The following is a 12271-nucleotide window of genomic DNA, read 5'->3' as shown; positions in this document are numbered from 1 at the left end:
TTCTTTATATGCGGTAAGAATTAGTAGTTCTGGTTTAGTGGTTCTGGTCTAGAAAAACTGAATGCGCATTATTTATAGTGCTAGAAGCTTTGGTTTAGAAAATAATTGGTTAAAAAATGTTCGTTTGTGATCTTGTAGAACCTTTTTTGATTGGTTTTTTGTCAAGCTAGTCTTAAGCGCTATTGAATAAAGCGACCCTGATTAATAAAAACAAATAATAGGCAAAACAATATGAAAGCTAAAAATAATAAATTTGGCCAAGCTAAAAGCTGGCTTTTACTCACGGCACTGATGGTCTTTAGTGCTCAAGCAAGTGCAATTTGTTGGTGGTGGCAGGATTGCGACGCCTACGAAACAAAATACCCTATCGTTCTAGTTCATGGTGTTTCGGGCTTTAGCGATATTTTAGGTATCGATTACTTTTATGGTGTTAAAAGTGCTCTTAAAGAACGTGGTGCCAAGGTTTATGCGCCGAATGTGACTGCATGGGATGATGCATACCAGCGTGGAGAAGACCTTATTGCAGCATTGGAAGATCTTCGTGCGGCGACGGGTGCGCAGAAATTCAACTTGATGGGCCACAGCTTGGGTGGGCCAACTGTACGCTATGCAGCGGGCGTAAGACCTGACTTGGTTGCTTCGGTAACGACTATCAATGCGGTGAACTTTGGTTCTGACTTCGCTGATGTTGCTCGCGGTATCGTTCCTGTTGGTGGTGGCCTTGAAGCATTGGTCGAAGGATCTCTTAATCTGCTTGGTAACGTAATTGATGCCTTGTCAGGCAACCCTGAGTATGCGCAGGATGCGTTGGCCTCAGTAACGTTCATGACATCGCCAGGCGCTAACCAGTTTAACGCTTTATTCCCGGATGGAAAGCCTAGCTCACGTTGTGGTGAAGGTGCATCTAAAGTAAATGGTATTCGTTACTACTCATGGGGTGGTGATGCGACATTTACCAATGCTTTAGATATTTCAGATGCGTTCTTGATGTTTACGGGTGCAACGATCAGTGGTGCGAACGATGGCTTGGTTGAACGTTGTGACCAGCATTGGGGAGATGTTATCGGTACGCGCTATAACATGAACCATATGGATGCAGTGAATCATGTCTTTGGTATTCACCATCTGTTTGAGACTGATCCTCTAACTTTATATAAGAATCAGGCATCACGCTTGAAGTCTGCTGGACTATAAGCCTTTTACAGCTCCTCTATGCTTTTAGGGGAGCTGTTTTCAGCAGCTAGCAGAACTTCTAACTTTCCAAGAGCATAAGGTATCGCTTGTCAATGACTCATCAAACCAAACTAATTAAAAGAAACTTTCTGTTGGGTGGTGCTGGCGTAGCAGCATTGGCGATGATTTTAAGTACTTTTGTATTTGATGAGGCTGCGCCGATTCATGCTAATCACCTCAGCTTACATCAAGACAATAAAATATCTCAGCTTGAGGCTAAGCCCTTGGCTAGTAATTTGGCGGAAGGTGCTCAGCTTATCAGTACGCTTGCATATGAGAGTCGACTAGGTGCATTGCCTGATTCGCTTCAAGGGACCCAGATGCAGCAAAGCTTGCAAGTAGATGAGCAGGGTAACTTACGTATCTCTAGCGATATCAAAAGAGTGTTTGATTATTTCCTGTCAACTATTGAAGAAGAAGAGTTGGATGTCGTGCTGGCTAGAATTGATGAATACTTGAGTTACTATTTGCAGGAGCCTGCACTGACTCAGTCGAAGCAGATCTTGGCTCAGTATATCTCTTTAAAACAGGCCTTATATGACTATGAACTCAGCCGCTCAGAGTCAATTAAAGGCATGATGGAGAACGGAGAGTTAATGGCCGATAAAGGTCGTTATGTCGCTTTATTAAGTGAGCAACTAAATGCTCTATCGGAGATGCGTGCACAATACCTGGACGCTGAGGTATATGAGGCGTTTTATGCTTCAGAAGAGGCTTATGATCAATACACTCTGGCTAGGCTAAGTATTGACGCAGAAAAAGGCTTGAGCGCTGAAGAAAAGGAACAGCGTTTAGCGCAAGTCGATGCTCAAGCACCTGCTGATATTATAGAGTCTCGTAGAGAAGCTCGTATCACTGACGAATTAAATTCCCGTGTTGCCCAAATAAAAGAAGAGGGCGGTGGGTATGAAGAAGTTAGAGCGGTCAGGGTTGAAATGTTTGGTGTTGAAGCAGCTGAACGTTTCGATACTTTGGATCAGGAACGTGCTCAATGGCAAGCGCGTATTGATAGTTTTCTGGATCAACGACAAGAAATCCTATTGATAGAAGGCTTGAGTGCTGAAGAGCGTCAGGCTCAAGTTGATACATTACGTGCCAGTCAATTTGACTCACGCGAGCAGATTCGAGTGAAAGTTTACGAGCGCAAAGCTGACGTTTAGCTCATCTATTCATTGAGCACTGAACTAACTTTGTGTAGCATCCTCTGTGTTTTAAACATGTGAGGTTGCCGTGCTTATCGAGCGTTTATTCTATATTCGCTGTTCTAGAAAATGAAACAGCTTTTCTTTGCCATGCCTATCGGCATGCGCTACATGATTCTTAGTGCGCTGGGCTTTGCTCTGATGGCTGCTTGCGTTAAAAAAGTCAGCTTGTTGGGTATACCTGTTTTGGAAATCGTTGCTGCGCGAGCTTTGGTTTCCGTGCTCCTGAGCTATGTCGATGTAAAACGTAAGCGCATTTCCCTTCTGGGCAATAATCGCCCCTTGTTAATGCTGCGCGGCGCAGTGGGAACGTTGGCGTTAGTGTGTGTATATTATTCTGTGACACATATGCCTTTGGCTGAAGCCACGGTTCTACAGTATTTACATCCGATTTTTACTGCCATTCTAGCGACTTTCTTTCTTAAGGAGCGATTGCAGTGGTCTCTTGTTATCAGTATCGGTTTTAGTTTTATTGGCTTATTGCTTGTCGCAAGACCTGCTTGGTTGTTTGGCGGAATAGGGACGGACATTGCCAGTTTTGCCTTGATGGCTGCGGTGTTAGGTGCTTTTGGGAGTGGTGTGGCCTATGTTATTGTCCGCAAGCTCAGTCAGACGGAAGACCCTTCCGTGATTGTATTCTACTTCCCTATGGTCGCTTTGCCATTTTCTCTCGTGTTATTGGGGGACGATTTTGTCTTGCCGACAATGGAAGCTTGTTCACTTTTACTTTTGGTCGGGATCTTTACACAGGTCGGGCAAATTGGCTTAACCAAGTCAATGCAAACGGAACCTGCAGGAAGGGCGACAGCGTTTTCTTATCTGCAGGTAGTTTTTTCAGCATTGCTAGGCTGGCTTGTTTTTAGTGAAGTACCAGACATCTGGGTGTGGCTGGGTGCTGGAGCGATACTGGCGGGCGCAATTATTAATATGCTGTCCAGACAGAAGTGAAGCAAACCGGGCGCTCTGATAGATGAGCACCCGTCTCGCTTAGTTAGTCTTATTGAGCAAAAAGGTGTTGAATTGTATTGTCAATTCGAGGCTCAAGTTGGCTGAACTCTTCTAGTGTCGGGCCAACCGAGTCATACCACTTTTGTAAGCTTGCGCTAAGTTGTTGCTCTCGGCTTAGGTTTTCACCTGATGAAGACATTCCTTCTGAAAGCCTGCTAACTTGTAGCTGCATGCGCAGCTCTTTGTCACTTTCCGGTGACTCGATACCTGCAGCGATCTCACAAGCTATACACAAAGAACGTGCCTCTTGAAGTGTCACGCAACGCTCGGGACTTACCGAACCAGCTTTGACAGAGATCCATAAAGTTTTAAGAGTATCTTCCTGAGCTTTAGGAAGCTCAAGTTGCGAGGCAAACTCATCATCAAGGTTCGCATCGGCCTGAGTATTATTGTGATAGACCTCTCTACAGAGCTTAGCCTTACGCTGTACTTCTTGCCAAGCTAATAGGTGCTGCCTGTTTTCTTGGCCAGCGATAAGTTGCTTAAGTTTTTTGAGTAAAGCTTCAAAACGATTTTGAATTTTTTCCAGAGCTTTGCCTTGTACTGAAGGTAGGGACTTATATTCTTTACGGTACTCGCTTAATCTGGCTTTGAGTTCGCTAAGGTTGGTATCGCTTAGGGAATCGAGTTCAGATTCGATACGAGATAGAAGCTCGTTCGCTGCGTTTGAAGCCTTATTCGCCTCTTCTTTCTTTTCATTGCGAACTTGGTCGCGGCGGGCAAATATCTGGTCGCAAATTGCGCGAAATGCTTGCCAAAGCTCTCTTTCTTTCTTATAAGGCGTGATGCCAACCTTTTGCCAGGCTTGTTGTAAGTCCTTTGCACTTTGTATGGCTTGTTCAAGGTTTTCAAGCTCTATAAGCGTCTGCGCCTGATCAATGATTTCTTGCTTCAAGGAGAGGTTCTTGTCTCTTTCTGTATCAAGTTTCTTATCAAAGGCTTTTAAGAGGGCATTGAACTGTTGTTGCATTGGCTTATTGGTTTTGAAATCAACCGGGTAGGCTTCTTTCCATTCAAGGCGAGCTTGTCTGTTAATTTTTTCAGCGCCTTTCCAGTCAGCGTTTTCCCAGTCATTGTTATCAATGAAGTTGCTTAACTCTGTGATGATTTGTTCGCGCTTTGCGGAGTTGTTCTTTTTAAGTTGATTCTGTTCGTCAAAAAAAGCATGGCAAGGTTCGTAAGCCTTGTCGGCCGCTTCTTTAAAGCGCTGCCATAACGATTGGTCTGAAGCACCACCCAAGGTTTTCCATTCCTTTTGCATTGCTTTGATTCGATCGGCTTTATCGCGTGGCTCGATATGTGTGTCGACGAGACGCTCCATTGATTCGCACAGCGCCAGTTGGCGAGGGTTTGATGCATAACCCTGCCAGTCGCGCAGGTCGTTCAACTGGTTAATTCTGAGGTTGAGCATGTTGTGATACTGGTCACTTTGCTTGCTTCCCAGCTTACTGATTTGTCGCTGGATATCTTTGAGTAAAGAGTTGGATTTTTTTAGCTGTTTATCTTCCAAAGACTTGTCGAGTTGCGTGACTAATTGGGAAATCTTGCTTTCAATCTCTTTAGTGTTCTCAGCGACCTGTTGCTTAATTTCAGCAGAATGCCCCAGCGCTTCATTGCTTTGGGAAATAACTTCTGGTTGTGCGTAATCTTTCGGCCAATTTACCTGCTTAAGAAGCTTACGAATTCTTTGGTTGAGCGTATCGAGTTGCGTGCTGTCTTTTTTACCCTGTTTGCTAAGTTCGTCGATCGATTCCTTTAGCTCGGGCTCAGCTTCTTTCAAGAGCGTAAGCGCTTTATAGTACTGACGAATCTCACTCATTAATACTTGATAGTGCTTTGCCTTGTTCTTCTCGACTTTTACATTGCGAGTGACTTCGAGCCAGCGGTTTTCCTGAGTTTTGATTAGCGCGTCAATTGCAGAGATATCATGAAATGAGGGGACCTCTGTGGTGAAGCGCTTAAGTGTTTCAGACAATGTATACAAAGTCGCTTCTTGCTCATCACCACCGGTTTGGATTAAGCGCTCCTGTTCTTCTGCTTCGAGCTTTTCTTGGGCAATTTTATCAATTCTTGCTTGGCACTCAGCTTGGTAGTGAGCAAATTCTTTGCGTTGTGTTTCGTTAGCACTGAAGCTAACTGCCGCCCAACGTTTGCTTAGGTTAAAAAGCTTGGCATCGTAGTGCTGAAGAACCTCGGTTTTTGCGAGGGCGGTAATGTCTGCTAGTGCTTTCTCTATATCTTGTTGCTGTTGACTTCGTTCAGCGATCTGATTGCGGATAGTGGCAAGCTTGGACTTGGCTATATGATAAACCGATTTGTCCTTACCCTTTGCCTGACTCAGCAGTGTGCTTAAGTCTGCTTCTGTTTCGATAAGCTCAGCAGCGGCTTGTCGGAGTTTTGCCATTTTTGCTTTTACTGCAATTTCTAGCAGTGATTGCTTATCTTCAATCCGAGCCAAACCGCTTAGGAAAGCATCTGCCTGATTCGACTTAATGATCATTTGAGTAAGTATTTTATTGTCAGTAATTAGGTCGAAAATACTCAATGACTGAGCGTTAGCCAGCTCGTATAACTTTTCTTCAATTAGAGGCTTTAGTTCGTCTTTAGACTGCGCGTGAAGCGTGATCAGTGCTTGAGGGTCAGTTAAGCGTGATGTGGCGCTTTTTCTGACGGCTACTTGTTCATCGTTTTGTGCAAGCTGAAGTAATATTTGATGATCTTCATTCTGGCCAGGGTTGAGCTCTTTGATTGCTTCAAGTCTGGTTGCTGTATGCTTGCTTTGCCATTTTGGTTTGAATAGCTTGGAAAGAAAAGTAGCCATGCTGGTATCTCGCTTATCTCTGTTTTTAATAATGCTCTTGTAAAGTGTTAGTCCTTTCGAAAAAGGAAACCGTTTTGTCTTAAGACTTTGAGAGTGCGAAAAGTCGAATTCCTACTGACATTGTTGACATAGGAATCTGCTGTTTTTCACGTTATAGTCTTAATTAACTGAACGAGCTTGGATATATTTAAACTCGTTCCAAATGTTGCACCCTGAGGCTTTTGTTAGCTTCAAGAGAGCAATAGGCTCGGGCATTCTAGCGCAGCCTCGCGTAAAAATCTCCACTATTCTCTGGTATTTAGCGGGATTCATTACGTGACGAGAGCCGTATAGGGCCAATATTGAAAAGAGTCGCAGGGCTTTATGGAAAAACGTGATAAATGAAGAGAGAAGCAGATCTCCAAAGTGTTAAAAATAAAGCCGTAGATCTTCTATCTCGTCGCGAGCATAGTGAACATGAGCTGCGCGAAAAGCTGCAAGGTAAGGGATATGAAGAGGCTCTGGTGGAACAGGCAGTTCAGTCGATGCTAGACGCTGGCTACTTGAGTGACGAACGATATGTGAGAATGATTATTCGTAGCAGCTATGAGAAGGGGCATGGGCCACAGAAAATACGTTTCAAGTTACAGCAAAAGGGTGTGAAGTCTTCAATGGTGAATGAGGGCTTTGAAGCGTTTGAGGGTGACTGGTTTGCCTTGGCTCAGTCTTTACGATTACGAAAATTTAGAGAGCCGCTCAATGATAAAGATCGGGCGCTTTACTACAAAAAGAAGTCTCGACAAATGCGCTTTCTAGCTGGACGAGGTTTTACGATGGATCAGATATCCTTTGCGTTTGAAGTGCATGAAGATGATGAACAATATTTTGTGTAACTCGCCAATAGATTAATAAATAAGAACAATATTTATAACAAGAGGATGTAGCAAATGATCTCAACCATGATGGATCAGCCTTTAACCATAACTTCAGTGATGGAGTTTGCTGACAAAATTTATCCCCAGCAAGAGATTGTCTCGGTTACCGCAGATCAAGCAAGCTTTCGCTATACCTATGCAGAAGCTTTTCAACGAACGCGTCAGTTAGCTAATGCGCTAAAAGGCTTGGGTTTAAAGCAGGGTGATGTGGTTGCAACGATGGCTTGGAATGATCATCGGCATCTCGAACTTTACTATGCGATTTCCTGTTCAGGTATGGTTTGCCATACGATTAATCCGCGCTTATTTGATGAACAGATTGAATACATTGTTGAACATGCTGAAGATCAATGGCTATTCGTTGACTCCTTATTTGTACCTAAGCTAGAGCAGTTACAAGAGAAAATGCCCAATGTGAAAGGTTTTGTCGTATTGACCTCAGAGGCGAAAATGCCTGAAACCTGTTTACGCAATGTCCAGTGTTACGAAACGCTTATAGCTAAATACGAACCAGAATTTGACTGGCCTGAGCTCGAAGAATCCACAGCTTCTGCCTTGTGCTATACCTCAGGTACTACTGGTAACCCAAAGGGGGTTGTCTATAGTCACAGGTCAACAGTTCTTCATAGTTATGCCAGTAGCTTACCGGATGCCTTTGGCCTTTCGCGCCAGGACGTGGTGATGCCGATTGTTCCCATGTTTCATGTTAATGGCTGGGGGATCGTTTATTCAGCTCCCATGGCTGGCGCAAAATTAGTGATGCCAGGTCCTAAAATGGCTGACGGTGAGACTCTGACCAAATTAATCAATGACGAAAAAATATCGATGTCGGCAGGCGTTCCGACAGTGTGGTTGGCCCTGCTTGCCTATTTGGGTCAAAGTGGTGAGTCAATTGACAGTCTCAAACGTGTGACGGTGGGAGGAGCCGCGTGTCCACTTTCAATCTTTAAAACCTTCAAAGACAAGCACAATGTAGATGTAGAGCATGCTTGGGGAATGACCGAGATGAGTCCGCTCGGCACTTATAACAAAATGTCAGCGGCTGATTTTGAGTTGCCGGAAGAAGCGTTTACTGAAGCCTTATTACGTCAGGGGCGTCCTATTTTCGGAGTCGACCTACGTATCGTTGATGAAGCTGGGAAGGAATTGCCTTGGGATGGAAAAAGTGCTGGTGCCGTGCAGGTGAGGGGGCCATTTATTACACAGGGCTACCATAAGTTGGAGGGTGAATTTGCTCCGGGTGGTTGGTTCGAAACAGGTGATGTAGCCTATTTGGATACCGAATCACGAATGCAAATTACTGACCGGACCAAGGATATTATTAAATCGGGTGGAGAATGGATATCCAGTATCGAACTAGAAAACTTGGCAATGAATCATCCAGATGTGGCTGAAGCGGCAGTGATTGGTGTTGCTCACGAGAAATGGACGGAGCGTCCTTTGTTGTTGTTGGTTAGAAAACCGAATGCAGCACTAAATGAGCAAGAGATCCTGTCTTTCTTTAACGAAAAAGTTGCCCGCTGGTGGATACCCACTGCTTGTGAATTCGTTGAAGAATTACCGCATACGGCAACGGGAAAACTCGATAAAAAGGTGATTCGAGAGCAGTTTAAAGGTTTCGAATGGAAAGAATGATAATTCAGGTCAGAGTAAAAATGCCTGTTTTTACTCTGGCCCCAATTTTTGAACTAAGCCTCTTGCGAGTTCCTTGTTCTTTTGGTTGAGCTTTGGGTCGAAGCCAATGTTCCCCATCCAGCCTCCACCAAATGATAAACACATGATGGAGTAGGCTGTTTGCTCAAGCTCTTTTTCATCTATGTTAGGGTTTAGTTCGGCTAGTTCCTGCTTTAGCCCTAGCAGAAAGAAGTCGTAGATAGACTTCACTGCCGCTTGTACATCTGGGTCGTAAAGGCTTACGGGTAACAAGGCAGCCACCAGACGTGTTGCCGGTAGGTTGTTAAACGCTTCGCTAAATATGTAGTCAAAAGCCGCTTCAAAACGCTTTTCCGGTTCAGCTACGTTCATGCTTTGTTGAACACTGTCTTCAAACTTGCTGATAATTCTCTTTACACCAGCTTCAATAAGCTCCTTGCGATTACCGACATAATGACGAATCATCCTCCTGGCCATGCCAGCTTCTTCAGCAACCATATCCAGTGTCATACCTTGCAGTCCTTTCGTTTCGACGCAGCGTTCAAAGGCATCCAGGATTTCACTGACTCGTTCTACTTTTAAGCTCTTTCTTCCCATTTCTCTTCCGTTAAATTGATGGGCCTATCTATGGCTAGGGATTCTAATGCCTAAAGAGATCTAAATCATTCGTTTCAATAATAAAAAAGAATATAAGTGATCATGAGTGGGAATTTATGTTGAAAAAATGCATTTTGGGTTATATATTCCCTTTAATGGGAATTTAAATGTTGTTTTAGTCCGAGGTGCATAGATGTTTAATAAGAGACGTATCAAAGTTCGCGGGCCTCAGCCTTCAGGTTTGTCGATTAATCGTGATGAGGCTGGAGTGCCTCATGTCAAAGCATCATCTTTCAAGGACGCCCTTTGGGGGAGCGGTTATGCGCATGCAATAGATCGTGGCACGCAATTGCTAATGATGCGGATACTTGGGCAGGGTCGGCTAACGGAGCTGCTTTCGGATACTGAAGAGTCTTTGGCAATAGATAAGTTCTTTAGGCGAGCAAATTGGTATGGCAATTTAACGCAAGAGTTGAATAAGCTCGATGTCGTCTCACTATCACAGATTCAATCCTACTGTGATGGTGTCAATGCGGGCTTTTCAGCCGGTGAATTTTCTTTAATGAAGCTCTTGGGTTATCAGGCAGAACCTTGGAAAGTGCAGGATATTATTCTTATATCGCGAATGACGAGCTACCTGACTTTGGCGCAATCGCAGGCGGAAGTAGAACGTTTCTTTATTGAATTGACGCAATCAGGCGTCTCTACAGAAGCTCTGGCTGAACTATTTCCCATTGACGTTAAGCGTTTTGACCGTGAACTGGTGGAGAGTATTCAGCTTCAGGAACGAATTGTTCCGCGTGAAGTGATCTGGAATCAGGCCTTGCCTAGAATGATGGCGTCTAACAATTGGGTTGTCGCAGGCAGCCGTACAAAATCTGGGCGAGCAATCATGGCCAATGATCCTCACCTGGAAGTAAATCGTTTGCCCAATGTTTGGTGTGAGCAAAGCTTATCATGGAGCGGCGGTTCGCTAATCGGAATGGGGATGCCCGGTTTGCCTGGTGTGTTGGTTGGTCGCAATAAGCAGGTTGCCTGGGGAGTGACTTATACCTTCATGGATACGGTAGATAGTTGGGTAGAAGATTGTAAGGGTGGGCAGTATCGGAAAGACGGTGCTTGGCATGATTTCGCTACTCGCAGAGAGGTGATAAAACGGAAAAAGTCAGCGGATGTTGAGCTTTGTTATTACGAGAATAAGCATGGCGTACTCGAAGGTGATCCGGCTATCGCGGGTCATTACATTGCTACGCGTTGGGCTGCTGCAGATTCAGGTGCTGCGTCTATTATGGCTGCCTTGAAGATGGGGGATATGTCTTCAGCTGCAGAGGCAATGGCTACCTTGGGTAAGATCGAGTCAGCCTGGAACTGGGTGATTGCTGATTCTGAGGATAACATTGCTTATCAGATGTCGGGTCTAATGCCTAAGCGCTGTGCTGGTTGGAATGGGTTTGTGCCAATATCGGGCTGTGATTCAAACAATGATTGGCAGGGTCTGGTGGATATAGAAGACTTGCCTTGTGCCTATAATCCCGAAAATGGCTATTTAGTCACGGCGAATCAGGATCTAAACCACCTGGGGCGTGTTGATCCAATTAATATGCCGATGGGGGATTACCGAGCGAGTAGAATTGAAGAGGTATTGGCGAGCCATAAAACGCACGATATCGAATCAATGAAAGCTCTGCAGATGGACGTTTATTCAAAGCAAGCAGGGTTGTTTCTAGATATTCTATTGCCTCTGCTGGAATCAAATGGTGAAAGAGGTGAACTCTATCAGATGCTTAAGCAATGGGATCACCGTTATGACCTGGACTCTATAGGCGCTCCAGTTTTTGAGGCATTCTATGATTTACTGAGAAAAGAAGTCTTTGGTTTGCAGAGGATAGGTTTGGGTGGCGATGTGATTGAGCACTTATCCCAGGATAGTGGATTGTTTATCGATTTCTATCAGAATTTTGACCGTATATTAGTGAGCGATAAATCTGCCTGGTATTGCGATATCACACGCGATGAAGCCTACCTTTCAGCCTTCAATAAACTCAAAGCACTAAAGGAGCCGTTATCGAAGAAGCATAATCAGAGTTGGGGAGAGGTGAATACTATTGCTTTGAACAATATTGTATTCCAAGGGAAGCTGCCGACCTTTCTCGGTTTTGATACTGAGTCGATACCCTTGCTGGGCGGGCGGGCAACGCCTCACCAAGGTCAGGTTTATCGTAGCGCTGGGCGTGACACCAGTTTCGCGCCATCGGTGCGTTTGATTGCTGATATGGGCGAGTCAAGCTTACATACTTGTTTGGCAGGCGGTCCTTCAGATAGTCGCTTCTCGCGATGGTATAAGTCCGGATTAGACGATTGGCGTGTCGGACGTTATAAAATCCTGGATAGCTGAGCTAGTCCGTGGGTGAGATAACTTGTTTTGTTAGCAAAGACTCGCGAAGTTGTTCTGTTCTTCGGTAGTTAACCAATAGGTCAGATATTCCTAGTAGAGAGCCTGAACGTACATTCAATGTTTCTGTATTAGCTTGATAAAGTACCTCGAAATAGTCGACAAAGCCAAATATTTGAGAATAACTTTTTGCGTAAATATAGCCCTGATATTGATGTGAAATCTCGGTGCGAGGGAGCTGGTTTACACTAGCAACTACATGTGGCCACGCCTTTTCAAAAGGCATGGATAGGGAAAACTGATCTATTTTGTGAAAAAAGGTACTTGCTTCAGTTGAGACGCAATTAGGCAGTGGTGGGCACCAATTGAGACTAGGTTCAGGATCACTTTGTTGTAGCGGGCTGACAGCGCAGCCACTTGTCATCGCTAGCAGAGTAAGGCTGACATAGAG

At 44.6% G+C, this 12271-nt stretch carries 9 protein-coding genes; 6 read left to right on the top strand and 3 right to left on the bottom strand.

The window, feature by feature from the left end; genetic code table 11:
• The first annotated feature begins 231 nt into the window (after window positions 1–231).
• The 3 genes from A3756_RS11425 (at window position 232) to A3756_RS11415 (ending at window position 3383) form a co-directional block, all read left to right on the top strand.
• Entirely contained in the window at window positions 232–1194 is a 963-nt protein-coding gene (locus tag A3756_RS11425; protein WP_068552731.1) for a triacylglycerol lipase, read from the top strand.
• Window positions 1195–1286: 92 nt separating this feature from the next.
• Window positions 1287–2393 (top strand): lipase secretion chaperone, encoded by a 1107-nt coding sequence (locus A3756_RS11420; RefSeq protein ID WP_068553531.1) that lies wholly within the window; start codon window positions 1287–1289, stop codon window positions 2391–2393.
• 111 nt (window positions 2394–2504) lie between these two features.
• On the top strand, window positions 2505–3383 hold the full coding sequence (locus A3756_RS11415) for a DMT family transporter (protein WP_068553530.1): 879 nt from the start codon (window positions 2505–2507) through the stop codon (window positions 3381–3383).
• 49 nt (window positions 3384–3432) lie between these two features.
• Here A3756_RS11415 and A3756_RS11410 read toward each other — a convergent pair whose 3' ends face one another.
• Window positions 3433–6264, bottom strand: coding sequence for a DUF349 domain-containing protein (locus tag A3756_RS11410; RefSeq protein ID WP_068553529.1), 2832 nt, complete (start codon window positions 6262–6264; stop codon window positions 3433–3435).
• Between the two features lie 380 nt (window positions 6265–6644).
• Between A3756_RS11410 and A3756_RS11405 the strand changes: the two genes are divergently transcribed.
• Entirely contained in the window at window positions 6645–7136 is a 492-nt protein-coding gene (locus A3756_RS11405; RefSeq protein WP_068553528.1) for a regulatory protein RecX, read from the top strand.
• Window positions 7137–7190: 54 nt separating this feature from the next.
• Window positions 7191–8813, top strand: coding sequence for a long-chain-fatty-acid--CoA ligase (locus tag A3756_RS11400; RefSeq protein ID WP_068553527.1), 1623 nt, complete (start codon window positions 7191–7193; stop codon window positions 8811–8813).
• Window positions 8814–8843: 30 nt separating this feature from the next.
• On the opposite strand, the gene A3756_RS11395 is transcribed toward A3756_RS11400, so the two are convergent.
• A complete protein-coding gene (locus A3756_RS11395) occupies window positions 8844–9428 on the bottom strand; it encodes a TetR/AcrR family transcriptional regulator (protein WP_068514680.1) in 585 nt (194 codons plus the stop codon).
• A gap of 193 nt (window positions 9429–9621) precedes the next feature.
• Between A3756_RS11395 and A3756_RS11390 the strand changes: the two genes are divergently transcribed.
• On the top strand, window positions 9622–11823 hold the full coding sequence (locus tag A3756_RS11390) for a penicillin acylase family protein (protein ID WP_068553526.1): 2202 nt from the start codon (window positions 9622–9624) through the stop codon (window positions 11821–11823).
• A gap of 1 nt (window position 11824) precedes the next feature.
• Here the strand turns inward: A3756_RS11390 and A3756_RS11385 are convergent.
• The coding region (locus A3756_RS11385) for a DUF1499 domain-containing protein (RefSeq protein WP_082865213.1) at window positions 11825–12271 on the bottom strand (447 nt) is incomplete at its 5' end.

This window comes from Oleiphilus sp. HI0086, from assembly GCF_001635225.1.
Note: the sequence above shows the minus strand (reverse complement) of the source record. Positions and strands in the feature narration are given on the sequence as shown.

Excerpts from the sequence above, each read along its gene's own strand:
- A3756_RS11425 (WP_068552731.1), top strand. The coding sequence starts at position 232 with ATGAAAGCTAAAAATAATAAATTTGGCCAAGCTAAAAGCTGGCTTTTA.
- A3756_RS11420 (WP_068553531.1), top strand. The coding sequence starts at position 1,287 with ATGACTCATCAAACCAAACTAATTAAAAGAAACTTTCTGTTGGGTGGT.
- A3756_RS11415 (WP_068553530.1), top strand. The coding sequence starts at position 2,505 with ATGAAACAGCTTTTCTTTGCCATGCCTATCGGCATGCGCTACATGATT.
- A3756_RS11410 (WP_068553529.1), bottom strand. The coding sequence starts at position 6,264 with ATGGCTACTTTTCTTTCCAAGCTATTCAAACCAAAATGGCAAAGCAAG.
- A3756_RS11405 (WP_068553528.1), top strand. The coding sequence starts at position 6,645 with ATGAAGAGAGAAGCAGATCTCCAAAGTGTTAAAAATAAAGCCGTAGAT.
- A3756_RS11400 (WP_068553527.1), top strand. The coding sequence starts at position 7,191 with ATGATCTCAACCATGATGGATCAGCCTTTAACCATAACTTCAGTGATG.
- A3756_RS11395 (WP_068514680.1), bottom strand. The coding sequence starts at position 9,428 with ATGGGAAGAAAGAGCTTAAAAGTAGAACGAGTCAGTGAAATCCTGGAT.
- A3756_RS11390 (WP_068553526.1), top strand. The coding sequence starts at position 9,622 with ATGTTTAATAAGAGACGTATCAAAGTTCGCGGGCCTCAGCCTTCAGGT.